A 16,664-nucleotide genomic window follows, 5' to 3' on the forward strand; every position below is an offset into this window, starting at 1 on the left:
TCCGCAAGGGAAACCCGGAGGACCACGCCATGTCGGCCGCAGCGTTTACTGGTACCAGTGTCATGGACATCGACGCCGCGAAGGTTCGCGGCGCCGGCTCCAATGTCCATTTCGACAAGGTCAGCGTTGCCTATGGCGCGCATGTCGTCCTGCATCCGCTGACCCTGGATATCGCACCTGGCGAGATCCTGGCGATGATCGGCCCATCCGGATCCGGCAAGACGACGGCCTTGCGCGCCGTGGCGGGCTTCGTGCGACCCGCCAGCGGGCGGATCCGCATCGGCGCCACCGATGTGACCGATCTGCCGCCCTACGAGCGCGGCCTTGGCATGGTGGTGCAGAACTACGCGCTGTTTCCGCATATGCGGGTCGAGGACAACGTTGCCTTCGGCCTCAGAGCACAGGGCGCCGACAAGGCGCTGATCGGTGAGCGGATCAAGGATGCGCTGGGCACTGTCGGCATGTCGGCCTATGCCCGGCGCTATCCGCGCGAGCTTTCGGGCGGCCAGCAGCAGCGCGTGGCGATTGCGCGTGCCTTGGCCGTGCGGCCGCGCGTGCTCCTGCTCGACGAGCCGCTCTCGGCGCTCGACGCCCAGATCCGCCGCAACATGGTCGAGGAGATTGCGCGGCTGCACCGCAGCCTGCCCGGCCTGACGATCCTCTATGTCACCCACGACCAGACCGAGGCGCTGACGCTTGCCGACAAAATCGCCATCATGCGCGACGGCAGGGTCTGTTCGCATGGACCGACGACCGAACTCTACCGCCGCCCGCCAAACCGTTTTACGGCCGAGTTCCTCGGCCGCGCCAATCTTCTTCCGGTAACGGTTGCCGAGGCCGTCGGGCCGAAGGGATTTGCCACGGCAAGGCATGGTGACGCGCTGCTGACCGGCGCCGGCCGCAACGAGAAGGCCGGCGACAAGAGCCTGCTCTGTATCAGGCCGCAGCATCTCAGCCTGACCGCCGACAGCGACCATACCAACCGCATCGTGGGCACGCTCCAGGAAGTGCACTGGCAGGGCGAACTGACCCATCTCGTGCTCGACGTCGACGGCACGCCGGTGCGTGTCTCGGCGACCAGGCTGCCGATCGCCTTGCCCGAACCCGGCGCCAAGGTGCCGCTGTTCTTCGCGCCCGCCGACACCTCGCTTCTCCCGGAAGACGCCGGTGTCTGAGGCGGTCGCCATCCCTGCGCCGGCGATGAAGCTCTCGTCGGGTAAATTGTGGATAGTGCCACCGGCGGCCCTGCTGGCGCTGCTGTTCTTCTATCCGTTGGCACTGATTGCCCGCCAGGCCTTCCTCGACGACAGTGGCGTCGCCAATGTCGCCGAAGTCATCCGCGTGCTGCATTCGCGCTTCTTCCTCAACGCGCTGATCAACACGGTGTCGATCTCGGTCGCGGCGACAGCCGGATGCCTGGTCGTCGGCCTCGTGCTGGCGCTGATTCTGGCCTTCGTGCCGTTCCCCGGCAGCGGCTTCATCGCCCGGCTGATCGATACCTTCATCGCGCTGCCGACATTCCTGGTGACGCTTGCCTTCACCTTCCTCTACGGCTCCGCCGGCATGCTCAATGCCGGGCTGATGGAGACCTTTTCGCTGCCGCTGCCGCCCGTCGATTTCCTCTATTCCGCGTGGGGTGTGATCCTGGCCGAGGTCACTGTCTACACACCCTTCATCCTGCGGCCGCTGCTCGCCGCCTTTTCGCTGGTCGACCGTGGCCAGATCGAAGCGGCGAGCGTGCTCGGCGCGCGGCCGTTTCGCATCGTTCGCCAGGTCATCCTGCCGGCGGCAATCCCGGCACTCATCGCCGGCGGCAGCCTCTGCCTGTTGTTGACCGTCAACGAATTCGGCATCGTGCTGTTCATCGGCGCCAAGGGCGTCATCACCCTGCCGCTGCTGATCTACGGCAAGGCGATCCAGGAATCGGCCTATCAGGTCGCCTGTATCATCGCCGTCGTCAACATCGCGCTGTCGCTCGGCCTGTTTGGCCTCTACCGTTTCGCCGCCGGCCGGTTGGGAGCCTAGCCTATGCTGGTCTGGTCACGCTCCGGTCGTCTTGTCCTGTGGGTGCTCTTCGCACTGATCTTCGGCGTGCTGTTCCTGGCGCCGCTCGCGGTCATCCTCCTGTCCAGCCTCGCCGACCAGTGGAACGGCGTGCTGCCCAACGGCCTGACGACGGAGCACTACACTGATGTCATTTCCGGTGCCGCCGGCAGAGCGGTCAAGGCCAGCCTGGTCACCGGCTTCCTGGCCAGCGCGCTGGCGCTGGTCAGCGGCACCTGGGCGGCCCTGTCGCTGCGCCTCCAGGGCCATGCCTTGCGGCGGCTGCTCGGCCTTTTGTTCTTCATCCCAAGCGCGGTCCCTTCGGTGTCTGTCGGCCTTGGCCTGCTGGTTGCCTTCAGCCATCCGCCGCTGCTGCTCAACGGCACGATCGCGATCGTCATGATCGCGCATTTCGTGCTGATCTCGGCTTTCACCTTCGGCAATGTCTCGGCTGGACTGGCGCGGCTGTCGCCCGACTTCGAGCAGGTGGCATCGAGCCTCGGCGCTCGCCCGGCCTACCGGCTTTGGCACGTCACACTGCCCTTGCTCGCACCCTATCTGGTCGCCGCCTTCGGTCTCAGTTTCGCGCTGTCGATGGGGGAACTCGGCGCCACCGTCATGGTCTACCCGCCGGGTTGGGTGACGCTGCCGGTCTCGATCTTCAGCCTTACCGATCGCGGCGACATCTTTGCCGGCGCGGCACTGACAATGATCCTGGTCGTGGCGACGCTGGTTCTCTTGCTCGGGCTGGAGCGCATTACCAAGCGCGCTACCGGCTCGTAGGACTTTCCCGAGTCTCAGCCCTGCGCCGGCCTGCGTTCGACGATGTAGATGTGGTCTGCCGCCAGCACCACGTCGCCGCGCTGGTTGATCACTTCGCACCGCTCGATCACCCGTCCTGAACCCGGCCGCTTGGGATCGTCTTCCTTGACCGCGATGGTGGTGCGCGTGCGGATTGTGTCGCCGATGAACACCGGCTTGATGAAGCGCAGCCGGTCGTAGCCGTAGGAAAAGGCGACAGGGTTAACGACGCTCGCGGTCAGCCCGATGCCGACCGAGAACACCAGCGTGCCATGCGCGATGCGCTGGCCGAATGGCGTCGTCTTCATGTACTCGGCGTCCATGTGGTGCGGAAAGAAATCGCCGGTGTGGCCGGCATGGACGATGAAGTCGGTCTCGGTGATGGTGCGGCCGCTTGTTAGGCGCGACGCGCCAATCTCGTAATCCTCGAAATACTGGATCTGTTCCATCAGGGTCTTTCCGCAATCGGCGTCGCCGGTGCCGCGCTCGACTGATACGCCGCCTCGACCAGCGCCATCGTGCTCCAGGCATCTTCGACGGGGCTTATCAGCGTATCATCTTCTCCGGTCGCAAAGCGCTGGACATTGGCCATGCGGCCGACGAAGGCATCGGGAAACCACTCGCCGGCCAAGGGCACGGCGATCCAGCCCGTTCCGCCCTTCGGATAGATCTCCAATACATCCGGTTCGCCTGTGGGATAATCGAGGTTGAGACCCAGCTTGAGATAGGCGGCACCCTCTGTGCCGCAGATGCGGAACTCGCAGGCCTGATGCCGGCGACCGAATTTGTGGTCGTGGTTGATCGACAGCGCGCAACGCACGGTGTCGCCATAGTCGAGAATGGCGCTGGTGCGCGTCTGCGCCACCTTATGGTTGGGATGGCCGAGCGTCTTGGCGTGCACGCCTCTGGGGTCGCCGAGCAACTGCCGGATCAGGTCGAGATAGTGGATCGAATGCATGGCGATCTCGACGCGCGGCGCCTTGAGCAGGAATTCCCAAAGCTCCCATGGTGTCGCCAGCGCCAGCCAGGCGTCGAAGTCGACGATCTCGCCGAGCCAGCCCTTGCCGATGGCATCCTTCAGCGCCAGCATCATTGGCGCGAAGCGCAATTGGAAGTTCACCGCCGCGTGCAGCCTCCTGGCGCGGCAGATTTCGAGGATCGCGGTCGCCTCGGCAAGATTGCTGCCCATCGGCTTCTGGATCAGCGCCACCGCGCCGTCAGGCAAGGACTTCAGCACATCGGCATGATGCGACGGCGGGGTGGCAAGATCGAAGATCGCGCCCTCGACAGCAGTCGCTTCTTCGACCGAGCCAAAGGCCGTCACGCCCCATTGGCTGGCCAGCTTTTCAGCCCTGACATGATCAGGATCATAAAGCCCGGCAACCGGAAAGCCGGCCTTCCGGTAGGCTGGGAAATGCGCGTCGCCGACGATCGATCCCGCGCCGAAGGTGACGATCGGCCGGGGTCTTGAGGGTTTTGGCCAGGATTGAACGAGCAAGGCAGGGTCGAAGCCGCCTTCAGTCATGATGGAAGACCTCATCCATCTCGGCCCACCACTCGCCCTCCTGGCGGGTCGCCAGCGGCTCCTGGCAGGGCATGCAGACGGCCCACCATTCCTGCGTCTTCGGGTCGGCCGCCATCTTGGCCATGTCGGCGGCATAGTCGGTGCCGTGGTATTCAAAATAGGAAAACAGCAGGTTCTCCGGCCGCTTCAGGTAGATCGAATAATTCTTGATGTTGCAGGCCGAGATCATGGTCAGCACGCCGGGCCAGACGGCGGCATGGAGGCGGACATACTCCTCGACCTTTTCCGGCTTCAGTCCGAGAATCATCCCCATCCGCTGCATATCAGTCTCCTATTTCGTGATCGCCGTGGTGAATTCGGCGATGCTCATGGCCTTGACCGCGTCCCAGTCCCAATCGATGCCGATTCCCGGTTCGTCGGGCGCCAGCGCCTGGCCATCTTCGATGCGCATGCGCTTGCCGGTCAACTGGTCGAGCTGCGGAATGTACTCGACATATCGGCCGTTCTGAACAGCGCAGGTCAGGCTGACATGCAGTTCCATCAGGAAATGCGGGCAGACCGGAATGTCGAAGGCCTCTGCCGCGTGCGCAATCTTGAGCCAGGGCGTGATGCCGCCGATACGGCCGACATCGACCTGCACGATCGAGCAGGCGCCTTTCTGCATGTACTCGCGAAAATGGCGGAGGGAGTAGAGCGACTCGCCGATGGCGATCGGCGTCGGCGTCGAGTTCGACAATCGCACATGCCCGTCGATGTCGTCTGCCGGCAGCGGTTCCTCGATCCAGGCGAGGTCGAGCTCACGCAGCCTCGCAGCGCGCCGGATCGCTTCGTCGACCGAAAACCCCTGATTGGCGTCGGTCATGATCTCGTAGCCGTCGCCGACCGCCTTGCGCACCGCCGACAGGCGGGCAAGATCCTCCGACCCGTGCGGCCTGCCGATCTTGACTTTCGAGCCGCGAAATCCCTTCGCCTTGGCGGCCAGCGCATCGTCGACCAGCGCCTGCGTCTCGATGTGCAGCCAACCGCCTTCGGTGGTGTAAAGCGGACAACGATCCTTGGCGCCGCCGGCCAGTTTCCACAAAGGCAGGTTTTGCTTCTTGGCCCGCAGATCCCAGAGTGCTGTATCGATGGCGGCGATCGCGATGGCGGTGATGGCACCGATGGTCGTGGCATGGGTGGCGAATTCGAGATCGTGCCAGATCGCCTCGATCATGTCGGGATCGCGGCCGATCAGGCGCGGCACCAGATGGTCCGAGAGCAGCCGCATCACCGACGAACCGCCGGTGCCGATCGTGTAGCTGTAACCGGTGCCGACCGCACCGTCGGAATCGGTGATCGTGACGATCGGCGTTTCCTGGCTGACGAAGCTCTGGATCGCGTCGGTGCGCTTGACCTTGGGCACAAGGTCCACCATGCAAAGGTCGACTTTCTCGATTCTGGCCATGCCGATCAGCTCCGCAATGTCTTTCCGGTCTCAGTGGCAAACAGATGCGCCTGCGACATGTCGAGGCTCATGGCGACCCGCTCGCCCGGCCGCAGTGGCCTCGGGTTCAGCATGCGCGACACCCAGTCCGTGCCGTTGAATTCGACGAACACCAGCGTCTCGTTGCCGAGCGGCTCGGTGACCGTGATCGGCAGTTCGATCTGGTGGACGTCGGCCGCGCCACCGGAACTGATGCCATGGCCGGTCGGATAGATGTCGTCCGGCCGCAGCCCGAACACGATCTTGTCGCCGGTGGTGACATTGGCCTTGAACTGAGTGGGCAGCGGCAGTCTTTCGCCACTGGCGAAAACCATCTGGCCGTCATCGATCGTCGCCTCGTGCAGATTCATCGGCGGTGAGCCGATGAAGCCGGCGACGAAGCGCGTCGCCGGCCGCCGGAACACCTCGTCGGGCGTGCCGACCTGTTCGATATGACCGTCGCGCATGATGACGATGCGATCGGCAAGCGTCATCGCCTCGACCTGGTCGTGGGTGACGTAGATCACTGTCGACTGCACCTTGGCATGCAGCTTCTTGATCTCGGTGCGCATCTGCGTGCGCAATTTGGCGTCGAGATTGGAAAGCGGTTCGTCGAACAGAAACACATCGGGGTCGCGCACGATGGCGCGGCCCATCGCGACGCGCTGGCGCTGACCGCCGGACAGTTGCGACGGGCGGCGGTCGAGCAACGTGTCGAGGCCGAGGATGGCCGAGGCCTCGGCGACGCGGCGGTCCATGTCTTCTTTGGCGGCGCCGGCGATCTTCAGGGAGAAGCCGAGATTCTCGCGCACCGTCATGTGCGGATAGAGCGCATAGGATTGGAACACCATCGAGATGTTGCGCGAGCGTGGCGGCAAATCGTTGACGATGCGTCCGCCGACCTCGATCGAGCCGGCGCTGATTTCCTCCAGCCCGGCGATCATGCGCAGCGTCGTCGACTTGCCGCAGCCGGACGGGCCGACCAGCGCAATGAACTCGCGGTCGGCAATGTCGAGATCGATGCCGTGCACGATCCCAATAGTGCCGTAGCGCTTGGTCAGCTTGGTGAGGGTAACGGTTGCCATGGGATCAGCCTTTCACCGCGCCGGAGGTCAGGCCGCCGACAAGGTGTTTCTGGACTATGTAGGTGAGGGTGAGCGCCGGGATGATCATCACCACGGCCAGCGCGCACATGCCGCGCCAATCGATGGTGAACTCGGCCGTGTAGTCGAGCAGGCCGACCGGCAGCGTCTTGGCGCTCACCGAGCGGGTCAGCTGCGAGGCCAGCGCGAACTCGTTCCAGCAGGTCAGGAAGGCGAAGATCGCGGCCGACGCAATGCCCGGTCCGGCGAGCGGAAACTCGACCTGCCAGAACGCCTGCCAGCGCGTGCAGCCATCGATCTGCGCTGCTTCCGCGAGGTCCTTGGGCACCTGGCGGAAGAAGCCGTCGATCAGCCAGATGGTGAACGGCACGTTGAGCGCGACATAGGCGAGGATCAGCCCGAAATGGGTGTCGATGATGCCGAGCCGCACATAGAGGAAGAACAGCGGCAGCGAGAGCGCGATGCCCGGCACGGTGCGCGTCAGCATCAGGCCGAGGAAGACGCTCGATTTACCGCGAAAACGATAGCGGGCGAACGCATAGCCGCCTGCCATGCCGATGGCCACCGCAATCACCGTCGAGGTCACCGAGATGATCAGCGAGTTGCGGAAATATTCAATCACCGGGATGCCGCCCTTGCCGATGCCTGAGAACATCGCGACATAGGCGTCGAACGAAATCTCCTGTGGGATCCACACCGGTGGCTTTGCCATGATCTCGACCGTCGGCCGCAGCGACGACAGCACGATCCACAGGCCCGGCAGGCAGATGGTCAGCATCGCCAGGAACAGGCCGATGCGATAGACGATGCCCAGCAGCCGGCGCTTCAGGCGGGCGGAAGAATTCTCGTCCATCTTCACCACTCCGCACCGATCTGCGTGCGCGCCGCGGCGAGCTTGTTGAAGAAGTAGACGGTGAAGGCGATCGACAGCAGGATCGAAAAATAGGCCATGGCGTTGGCCATGCCCATGCGCCCGTCGCTGTAGGCGGTGCGGGCCACCAAGGTCCATAGCAGTTCGGTGCGGCCCGCCGGTCCGCCATCGGTCATGATCTTGACGATGTCATAGGCGCGCGCCACGTCGAGCGAACGGATGGTCATGGCGATGTAGGCGAAGGGCATGACGAATGGCCACGTCACATAGCGGAATGTCTGCCACGGCGTGCAGCCGTCGACCCGCGCCGCCTCGATCGGCTCCTTGGGCATGGCGAGCAGGCCGGCGAGGATCAGGATGGCGAAGATCGCCGTCGACGACCAGATCTCGGCGATCGAGATGGCGATGAAGGCGAGATGGCCCTCGATCAGCCACGGTATGGCGTCTCGCGTGATGCCGAGCGACTGCAGTGCATTGTTCACCAGGCCGATATTGTCGTTGAACATGAACTTGAATTGGAAGCCGACCAGGATCGGCGAGAACATCATCGGAAACATCATCAGCGTGCGCAGGATGCGCTGGCCGCGCGTCGCCTTCTCGACGAGCATGGCGAGGCCGAGCCCGAGCAGCATTTCGAGATTGAGCGCGATGGTCAGCAGCAGAACCGTGCGACCGAAGGCCCACCAGAAGTCGGTGTTGGACAGGATCGAAAGATAGTTCCGGATGCCGATGAAGACGTAGAACGTTTCGGGCCGCGTCAGGCGGAACGGGGTGAAGCTCGAATAGAGCGACAGAAGCAGCGGCACCACCACCACCGCCGCCAGCACGATCATGGCCGGAAGCAGCAGCAGGAATGGCGCGGATGGCTTGAAGCCCTTCATCAGAATCCTTGAGTGTTTGTATTTGGACGGCGGTGCGTTGGCTGGGCGCGAAGGGTTAGCGTAAACCGCTGGCATCCCGCGCAACGCGATCGCCTCCCCCATTGCTGATGGGGGAGGCAGCCCTGGGAGCCGTTGCTAGAGCTTGCCGGCGTCCTGGAGGATTTGTGTCGCCTTGGCGGCGGCTTCATCCAGTGCCTGTTTCGAGGTCTTGTCGCCGAGGATCGCCGCCTGCAGCTCGGGATAGACGGCGTTCGAGATCTCGATCCATTCAGGCGTCTGCGGCACGGCGAAGGCGTGCTTGGCCTCTTCCTGGAAAGCGGTAAGAACCTCCTTCTTGTAAGGATCGTTTTCGGCCTGCTTCAGGTCCCAGTCCCAGACCGCGGTGCGGGTCGGCAGCGGACCGGCGGCGGCCTCGAGCTTCTGGCTGTCCTCGTTGGTCAGCCACCAAACCAGGGAAGCCGCGGCCTCCTTGTTGGGGCAGTTCTCGGTCACCGAGAAGCCATGGAAGCCGGACCAGCCGGTGCGCTTGCCGGACGAACCCTTCGGCGCGACTTTGACGCCGACATTGCCGGCGACCTTCGACGACTTCGGATCGTTGAAGAAGCCGGCCCAGCCCGGCCAATCCAGGTTGATGGCGACAGTGCCGGACGCAAAGCCCTGGCCGAGATCGTCCCAGAGATAGTTGGTGGTGCCGGCCGGCACGGCCTTGGCCTTGTAGAGGTTGACGAACCAGTCGAGCGCCCGGATGCCGGCCTCGGAGTTGAAGACCGGCTTGCCGTCCTTGTCGAGATATTCGCCGCCCTCGGCGACGACCATCTCGTAGAAGCGGCCGTTGATCGCCTCTTCCTTGCCGGCGAACTGGGTGCCGTAGAAATTGGGCGGGTTGGCGAAGAACTCGGCCTGGTCGGTGACTTCCTTCCAGGTGTCCGGCGGCACCAGATCATAGCCGTATTTCGCCTTGAACTTGGTCTTGTTGTCGGCGTTCTCGTACAGGCTCTTCTGGTAGTAGAGCGCCGAAACGTCGAACTGCGCGCGCGGCAGCATCTCCAGCTTGCCGTCGATGGTAGCCGACTTGATGGTCGACGGCACGAAGGCGTCGATCTCTTCCTTGGGCAGCAATTTGCTGAGGTCGGTGTAGAGGCCCGTATATTGCGGCGCGAACGACGAGTGGTTCCAGCCGACGCACCAGTTGGTGCTGCCCGAGGCGATGTCCGACTTGAGCTCCTTGTCGATGTCGAAGCCGTTCTTCTTGGTCAGGATGTTGACCTTGGCGCCAGTCGCTTTCTCCCATTCGGGAATGCGTTCGTAGAGCTTTTCATATTGCTGGCCGCCGATCAGCTTCACGTCGACGGTCACGCCTTCGAACTTGCCGGGCAGGTCGCCGGCAAGAGCAGCGCCTGCACCTGACGCGAGCAACAATGCGCCGGCGCACACGCCGGAAAGCAGTCTGTTCATTGGTATCCTCCCTTGGTGCCGCCTTCGCGGCGACCGCAACTCGTCTGATGACAAGAAGTGCTACATTCATATACAAACAAAACATTCATAGACACGTCAAGGCGAAATTTGTTTCCGCCGCGCACGTTCCTGCGTATATGAAGGGCGAAATTCACTGGAGGATGAGCCCATGGACGACAGCGAAGACGAGCGCTATCGCGCGCCGGCGCTCGACAAGGGGCTCGATATCCTTGAACTGCTGGCGGGCGTCGACGGTGGCCTGACCCAGGCCGAAATCGCCAAGAAACTCGACCGCAGTCCCAACGAATTCTATCGCATGCTGGACCGGCTGGTGCGGCGTGGCTACGTCACGCGCCTCGACGGCGACCGCTATTCGCTGACGCTCAAGCTGTTCGGCCTGGCACAGCTGCACGCGCCGGTACGGCGGCTGGTCTCCTATGCGACGCCGCTGATGCGTGAGCTTGCCGAGACATCGCAGCAGGCCAACCAACTCGTTGTTTTTGATCGTGGTTCTGCCGTCGTCATCGGTCAGCAGGAAGCACCGAACTACTGGGGCATATCGATCCGGGTCGGCTCCCATATCAGTCTATTCGATACCGGCTCGGGACATGTGCTGCTCGCCTTCCGCTCACCGGAAGAGCGCCAGATGATGATTTCCGAACACGTCCGCAGCACCGACAAGACGGCGCAATCGAGCGAGTTCTTCACCCGTCTCGACCAGATCCGCGACCGTGGCTACGAGATGATGGCTTCGATGCAGACAGCCGGCGTCTTCAACCTGTCGGCCCCGGTGCGCAGTTCCGACGGCAAGGCGATCGCCGCGCTGTCGATTCCCTACATCACGGTGGTCAACGCGCCTTCCGCACCCGATATCACCAGGACAATCGAACTGTTGCTGGCAACGTGTGAAAAGCTGTCGCACCTTGCTGGATCAGCAGTCGGCTCATCGGTGTGAATTCTTATTTGAATGAAGAATTCTCTCGTGAGATGATTTGAAAAGCCAGAGGGAGGAGCCTCGCCATGATCATCGACACCCATCTTCACCTCATCGATCGCTCGGCCCTGCGCTATCCCTGGCTCGCCGGCGTGCCGGCGCTCAACCGCGATTTCTCTTATGAAGACTACACGACGGAGGCGCAGCGTGTCGGCGTCGAGCGCGTGCTGCATATGGAGGTCGATGTCGATCCGGCCGACATCGAAGCCGAGACGGCTCGTGTGGAAGGACTGTCACGGCAGCCCGGCAGCATGCTGGCCGGGGTGATCGCGTCCTGCCGTCCTGAGGAAGGAGACTTCGCGGCCTATCTCGAACGGCAGCGGGCAAACCCGTTCGTAAAGGGCTTTCGCCGCGTCCTTCATGTCGCGCCCGACGAGCTCTCGGAAGGTGCGGTGTTCCGCGACAGCATCAAGCGGCTTGGCGGCACCGGCCTGACCTTCGATCTCGTCGTGCTGCCGCACCAGATTCCCAAGGCTATCGTGCTTGCCGACCTGGCACCCGATGTGACGTTCGTCCTCGACCATTGCGGCGTGCCCGACATCAATGGCAACAGGGAACATCAATGGCGCGAGCATATGAGCGAGATCGCCCGGCGCCCGAATGTCATGGCCAAGATTTCCGGTGTCGTCGCCTATGCCGATGCCGGCAGCTGGACGGTCGAGACGTTGCGGCCGTACGTCGAGCACACCATCAATTCATTCGGCTGGGACCGCGTCGTCTGGGGCAGCGACTGGCCGGTCTGCACGCTAGGCGGCGGCCTGTCGACCTGGGTGGCGGCGACCCATGCATTGCTCTCGGGCTGCAGCATTGCCGAGCGCGACAGGCTGTTGTCCGACAATGCCCGCAAGCTGTGGCGGCTCGACTGACAGGTCCTTTCAGATGGTTGCCGAGACGTGCCGTTCGCGGCCATAGAGCGAAACCAGCAGCACGATGACGAAGCCGAGCGCGGCCTGCACTGCCGCGGGCTGGAAGCCGAGGCCGATGAGCAGCGTGTTGATCTCGGTCAGCACCAGCACGCCGGCGATCGTGCCGAGATAGCTGCCCCGGCCGCCGACCAGTGCTGCGCCGCCGACGACGACCGCTGCGATGGTCTGGAACAGATAGGGCTGGCCGACATCGCCATAGGCCGAGCCGGTGAAGCCGAGCAGCAGCACGCCCGCGACAGCGGCGAAGAAGGCGCTTGCTGCATAGGTGATGACCCACATGCGAACCGGATCGATCAGCGCCAGCGGCGCCGCTCCCGGATTGCTGCCCAACGCATAGAGCCGGCGGCCATAGGGCGTCCGCTCCAGCACCAGCACGACCAGCGCCGCCAGCACGACCAGGCTTGGCACCAGCCACGGCACCGGCAGCGGGCCGGCCGATCCGCCGATCGAGACGAAGCTGGAAACCGCTTGTGGCGCGGAGCCTGACGGGAAGCCGGCTGTCCACAGCAGCACCAGCCCTTGCACGACCATGCCGATTCCGAGCGTGACGATGAGCGGCTGGATGTCGAGGCTGCGCGAGATCAGCCCGTTCAGCCCGCCGATGACGAGCGCCAGCGCGCCGACCAGGCCGCAGACGAGAAAAAAGTTCCAGCCATCGCCATAAAGCTGCGCCGCCACAACATTGGCAAAGCCGATGACGAAGGGGATCGAAAGGTCAATGCCGCCCATGATGACGACCAGCGTCTGGCCAATCGAGGCCACGGCGAGCAGCGAGGCGAGCACCAGCATGGCCCGTATCGCAAACGGCGCCGAGTAGCCGGGAATGAGAATTGTGCCGGCAAGGTGCAGAAGGGCGGCGACGCAGAAGGCGCCGACGACGCGGGCGTTGGTTGTCGCGAAGAGGTTTTGGCGCAAAACCATGTCAGCGTCTCCCCATGGCAAGACGTTCCTGCAGCGCTGTCAGCATCACCGCCAGCACCAGGATCGCGCCGTAGGCGATCTGCAGCACGAAGGTCGAGACGTTGAACGTCGTCAGCACGCTCTGCAGCAGGAAGATGTCGATGGCGCCGATGGCGGCACCCGCCACGCCACCACGGCCGCCGGCCAGGCTGACGCCGCCAAGTGCTACGGCGGCGATGGCGATCAGTGTGTAGGTCGGCCCGATATTGGGATCAGCCGAGCCGATCAGCGCGGTCAGCATCAGCCCGGCGCATCCGCCGAGGATGCCGGTCATGACATAGGCGATGAAGCGCACGCGCGTGACATCGACACCGGCGGTGTAGGCGGTGCGGTCGTCGCTGCCGACCGCCATAAGCTGGTCGTAGTATGGTGTGCGCCGCACCAGCCACCAGGCGACGAGCATCGCCGCCAGCGGCAGCATCGACAGCGAACCGGACAGCGCCTTGAGCCAGGCCGGCGCTGGGCCGATCGGCGCCGGCAGGATTGTCAGCGTCACGCCGGTCAGGATCAGATAGGTGCCGAGCGTGGCGACGATCGGCTGAATGCGCACGATTGTCGCCAGGAAGCCGTTCGCCGCGCCCACCAGCGCGCCGACGAGCAACGCCGCCGGAACGAGCACCAAGGGCGACGAGATGCCGGTGCCGAGGAACAGCACCTGGATCGTCAAAGCGTTGACAAAGCCCATCAATGGCCCGACCGAGATGTCGATTCCGCCACGCCCGGCGAGGATGACAGGCGTGGAGGCGATGGCAGCACCGATCAAGGGCGCCGCCAATCCGACCAGCGCCCCCCAGGAACCCGGCTGGAACCGTCCCGGGCTGAGGATGAGATTGACCGCAAGCAGCACGACCAGCAGCACGACGGCGAAGCCGAAATTTCGTCCAAGGGACAGGAGGCGCGCAACAGGGCTCATGCCGCACGTCCGAACATGGCTGATATCACGCCGTCGGTGGTGAGCGCGTTGCCGGCGATCTCGGCCGCGACTTCATTCTCACGGAACACCAGCACGCGCTGGCACAGGAGAAGAATCTCCTCGATTTCGCTGGACAGGATGACGAGCCCCATGCCGTCGGCCGCCAGCCCGCGAAACACGTCGTAGAGAACATGCCGCGTCGCCACGTCGACGCCACGCGTCGGATCGTTGAGGAGCAGGATCGCGGGCTCCAGCGCCAAGGCCCGCGCCAGCAGCACCTTCTGCTGGTTGCCGCCCGACAAAGTGGTGATCGGCGCATCGGGCCGGGGTGCGGCGATTGACAGTTTTTCGCGGTAGATGTCGTAGCGCGCCTTGCGCGCCGCCGGGCTGATCAGGCCGAGTCGTGTGTCGCGCGACAGAGTCGAAACGGCGAAGTTGTCGAGCACCGACTGCGTCGGGAAAATGCCGTTGGCGCGTCGGTCGCGCGGCAAATAGGCGATGCCGCTGGCGACAGCCTTGCGAAACCCGGTGATCTTACGGGACGCATCCGATGCACCGAGTTCGATCGAGCCGCCATGCGGCGGTTCCAGGCCAGCAAGCATCTTGAGAAACAGCTCCTGGCCATGACCATCGAGGCCGGCAAGCCCGACGATCTCACCCGGAGCGATTGCCTGCGTGATCGGGCTGGCGCCGGGCGCGATGACGAGTTCGCGAACGGCAAGACCACCAAAATCGAGAGCGGTGCGATCAGCCATGCGCAAGCTCCGCGGCGGTACGTGGCGCCATTGTCTTGAGAAGCTCAGCCGGCGTCGAAGCGCCGCGCTCTTCGGTGCGCACCACGCTGCCGCCCCGCAGGATCGAGATGCGATCCGAAAGCGACATCACCTCGTCCATGCGGTGGGTGATGAACAGGATCAGGCAGCCCTCGCCGGCAAGCGTACGCATCAACGAAAAAACGGATTCGCGATCGGCGAAGTCGAGCGCGGCGGTGACCTCGTCGAGGATCAGGATCTTTGGGTTGCGCACGATCGCGCGAGCAAGGACGACCAATTGCTGCGCGGCGAGCGGCAGCAGGCCGGCTGGCATGTCGAGAGGGACGTCGGTGACCGCGAAGCGCTTAAGCGCAGCTTTCGCCCGGTCACGGCGCTCGTTGCGGGGCACAGCGCGCCGGACCAGCCGGTCGAGGCCGAGCAGGATGTTGTCGGTCACGCTGCGATCCGGCGCGATCAGCACCTCCTGGAACACCGTGGCGAAGCCTTGCGCCTGGAAGGCCGAGGGGTTGGCGCCCGAGAACGGCTTGCCGTGCAGGAGGATCGCGCCGCTGTCCGGCTGGACGATGCCGGACAACAGCTTGACCATCGTGCTCTTGCCCGAACCGTTCTCGCCCAGGATGGTGTGGATGGTTCCCGCCCGAAACGCGATCGATGCGTCCGCGAGCGCGATCGTCTCGCCATAGCGTTTGGATATGGTTTTGACTTCAAGCATGTCGCATTTCGATGCTGGCAGGCCGGCTCCCCGAAAGGAGCCGGCCTGTTGAGAGATTAGCAGGCGTCACTTTGCACAGGCATCGGGCACCTTCGAATAGTCCCAGCCCTTGGTTGGCGCCGGGTTCGAGAAATAGGCGTCGAGCCATTCCTCCGGCATCGGATCTTTCGGCGGGATCGGGAAGATAGACACGGCGTCCGTCGTCATGCAGTCCTTGTACCAGGCACCGAGATCGGCGGTGTGGACAGGCGGGATCGGGATCAGCAGCGTGTTCAGCTTCGGCTTCTGCCCGTCGAGCATGCGCTCGCCGACGCGGAACAGCGTCTGCGCGGTCCAATGCGGCAGCACCGCATGGCCTTCGAAGCGGTACTTGTCGGGGTTGGCCTTCCAGTAGCCCAGCGCATCGCCGGTGATCGAGCCGGTGATCAATGGTGCGGGCCGGCCGGCTTCTGCGAAGGCTTCGGCGACGACGCGGCTTTCGCTGCCTGTCGTCCACACTGCATCGATCGGCGCCGGGTTGGTGGCGATCGCCTGCAGCACCACGGTCTTGGTGACGTTGGCTGTCCAGTTGCCATTGACATTGCGCGAGATCTTCAGCTTCGGATTTTCAGTCAGCGCCTTGTCCGCGCCCTGGCGCTCCTGCACCACGATCGGGTGTCCGGCGATGCCTTCGACCAGAAGGATGCTGGCGCCGTCCGGCTGCGCCTTGCCGATCGCCGCCATCATGTCGTAGCCCCAGCGCGCATAGTTGGAATCGACATTGATGGCGTTCGGGCTGGTCACCGAACCGGCAGCGGTGATGAACGGAATGCCGGCTTTGGCGGCAGCGTCGATCGCATCATCGAGTGCCGTCGCCGAGCCCGGGATCGAGGTGATGATCGAGCACTTCTTGTCGATGAAGGCGCGGATCTGGTTGATCTGCTGGCTGGCGTCGTTGTTGGAATCAGACACCTCGAAGCTGGACACCGTTCCGTCGGCGATCAGCCCGTCGACGAGACGCTTCAATTCCTTGGTCACCGTGACCCGCCACGGGTTGCCCTGGTAGGATTCCGAGTGGCACCATTTCCACGGTTTCGGCGGCGCTGTGAAATTGTCCCAGGCCGAAGGCAGCACCTTCTGCGGCGCGCCGTCATATTGCGCCTTGAGTTCGGTCGGCAGCCCGCCGATGACGCCTTGCACATCCTGCGCAAAGGCGGTCGTTGCAAGCGCGGTTGCGGCCAGCAGGCCGCGGATCATTCCTGTCAT

18 protein-coding genes are annotated in these 16,664 nt (G+C 63.9%); 5 read left to right on the top strand and 13 right to left on the bottom strand.

Annotated features, from left to right (window positions below; all coding sequences use genetic code 11):
- The first annotated feature begins 29 nt into the window (after positions 1-29).
- The 3 genes from A4R29_RS06860 to A4R29_RS06870 are packed head-to-tail and all read left to right on the top strand — an operon-like array spanning position 30 to position 2,826.
- Positions 30-1,175, top strand: a complete 1,146-nt coding sequence (locus A4R29_RS06860; RefSeq protein ID WP_013533034.1) for an ABC transporter ATP-binding protein — start codon at positions 30-32, stop codon at positions 1,173-1,175.
- Complete coding sequence (locus A4R29_RS06865) at positions 1,168-2,025, top strand: 2-aminoethylphosphonate ABC transporter permease subunit (RefSeq protein WP_063167537.1); 858 nt, start codon at positions 1,168-1,170, stop codon at positions 2,023-2,025. Before A4R29_RS06860 ends, A4R29_RS06865 begins: the two co-directional genes overlap by 8 nt.
- Positions 2,026-2,028: 3 nt before the next feature.
- Complete coding sequence (locus A4R29_RS06870; protein WP_013533032.1) at positions 2,029-2,826, top strand: ABC transporter permease subunit; 798 nt, start codon at positions 2,029-2,031, stop codon at positions 2,824-2,826.
- A 14-nt stretch (positions 2,827-2,840) separates the two neighbouring features.
- Here A4R29_RS06870 and A4R29_RS06875 read toward each other — a convergent pair whose 3' ends face one another.
- From A4R29_RS06875 to A4R29_RS06910, 8 genes are all read right to left on the bottom strand, one after another.
- A complete protein-coding gene (locus A4R29_RS06875) occupies positions 2,841-3,296 on the bottom strand; it encodes a MaoC/PaaZ C-terminal domain-containing protein (protein ID WP_027163926.1) in 456 nt (151 codons plus the stop codon).
- A complete protein-coding gene (locus tag A4R29_RS06880; protein ID WP_063171548.1) occupies positions 3,293-4,369 on the bottom strand; it encodes a Gfo/Idh/MocA family protein in 1,077 nt (358 codons plus the stop codon). The genes A4R29_RS06875 and A4R29_RS06880 overlap by 4 nt, the downstream gene beginning before the upstream one ends.
- Complete coding sequence (locus tag A4R29_RS06885; protein WP_063171549.1) at positions 4,362-4,691, bottom strand: L-rhamnose mutarotase; 330 nt, start codon at positions 4,689-4,691, stop codon at positions 4,362-4,364. The genes A4R29_RS06880 and A4R29_RS06885 overlap by 8 nt, the downstream gene beginning before the upstream one ends.
- A gap of 9 nt (positions 4,692-4,700) precedes the next feature.
- A complete protein-coding gene (locus A4R29_RS06890) occupies positions 4,701-5,813 on the bottom strand; it encodes a mandelate racemase/muconate lactonizing enzyme family protein (protein ID WP_063167541.1) in 1,113 nt (370 codons plus the stop codon).
- A 5-nt stretch (positions 5,814-5,818) separates the two neighbouring features.
- Positions 5,819-6,916 (bottom strand): ABC transporter ATP-binding protein, encoded by a 1,098-nt coding sequence (locus tag A4R29_RS06895; protein ID WP_063171550.1) that lies wholly within the window; start codon positions 6,914-6,916, stop codon positions 5,819-5,821.
- A gap of 4 nt (positions 6,917-6,920) precedes the next feature.
- A complete protein-coding gene (locus tag A4R29_RS06900; protein WP_063171551.1) occupies positions 6,921-7,787 on the bottom strand; it encodes a carbohydrate ABC transporter permease in 867 nt (288 codons plus the stop codon).
- A gap of 2 nt (positions 7,788-7,789) precedes the next feature.
- Complete coding sequence (locus A4R29_RS06905) at positions 7,790-8,686, bottom strand: carbohydrate ABC transporter permease (RefSeq protein ID WP_013533025.1); 897 nt, start codon at positions 8,684-8,686, stop codon at positions 7,790-7,792.
- Positions 8,687-8,821: 135 nt separating this feature from the next.
- Positions 8,822-10,141: an ABC transporter substrate-binding protein gene (locus tag A4R29_RS06910; protein WP_063171552.1), complete on the bottom strand. Its 1,320-nt coding sequence runs from the start codon at positions 10,139-10,141 to the stop codon at positions 8,822-8,824.
- Between the two features lie 169 nt (positions 10,142-10,310).
- On the opposite strand from A4R29_RS06910, the gene A4R29_RS06915 reads away from it, so the two are divergent.
- Both A4R29_RS06915 and A4R29_RS06920 read left to right on the top strand, forming a co-directional pair.
- Positions 10,311-11,096 carry an IclR family transcriptional regulator gene (locus A4R29_RS06915; RefSeq protein ID WP_013533023.1) on the top strand — a complete coding sequence of 262 codons (786 nt, stop codon included), beginning with the start codon at positions 10,311-10,313 and terminating at the stop codon, positions 11,094-11,096.
- A gap of 65 nt (positions 11,097-11,161) precedes the next feature.
- The gene (locus A4R29_RS06920) at positions 11,162-12,001 is read left to right on the top strand and encodes an amidohydrolase family protein (RefSeq protein WP_063171553.1); all 840 of its coding nucleotides are present in this window, start codon (positions 11,162-11,164) and stop codon (positions 11,999-12,001) included.
- A gap of 9 nt (positions 12,002-12,010) precedes the next feature.
- Here A4R29_RS06920 and A4R29_RS06925 read toward each other — a convergent pair whose 3' ends face one another.
- The 5 genes from A4R29_RS06925 to A4R29_RS06945 all read right to left on the bottom strand — a co-directional run bounded on the left by A4R29_RS06925 (position 12,011) and on the right by A4R29_RS06945 (position 16,664).
- Complete coding sequence (locus tag A4R29_RS06925; protein ID WP_013533021.1) at positions 12,011-12,982, bottom strand: ABC transporter permease; 972 nt, start codon at positions 12,980-12,982, stop codon at positions 12,011-12,013.
- A 1-nt stretch (position 12,983) separates the two neighbouring features.
- Complete coding sequence (locus tag A4R29_RS06930) at positions 12,984-13,934, bottom strand: ABC transporter permease (protein WP_063171554.1); 951 nt, start codon at positions 13,932-13,934, stop codon at positions 12,984-12,986.
- Positions 13,931-14,689, bottom strand: coding sequence for an ATP-binding cassette domain-containing protein (locus tag A4R29_RS06935; RefSeq protein ID WP_063171555.1), 759 nt, complete (start codon positions 14,687-14,689; stop codon positions 13,931-13,933). Before A4R29_RS06935 ends, A4R29_RS06930 begins: the two co-directional genes overlap by 4 nt.
- The gene (locus A4R29_RS06940) at positions 14,682-15,419 is read right to left on the bottom strand and encodes an ATP-binding cassette domain-containing protein (protein WP_063171556.1); all 738 of its coding nucleotides are present in this window, start codon (positions 15,417-15,419) and stop codon (positions 14,682-14,684) included. The genes A4R29_RS06935 and A4R29_RS06940 overlap by 8 nt, the downstream gene beginning before the upstream one ends.
- 66 nt (positions 15,420-15,485) lie before the next feature.
- Positions 15,486-16,664, bottom strand: coding sequence for an ABC transporter substrate-binding protein (locus tag A4R29_RS06945; RefSeq protein ID WP_063173604.1), 1,179 nt, complete (start codon positions 16,662-16,664; stop codon positions 15,486-15,488).

Source organism: Mesorhizobium ciceri biovar biserrulae (assembly GCF_001618845.1).
In the GTDB taxonomy this organism is placed as follows: Bacteria; Pseudomonadota; Alphaproteobacteria; order Rhizobiales; family Rhizobiaceae; genus Mesorhizobium; species Mesorhizobium ciceri.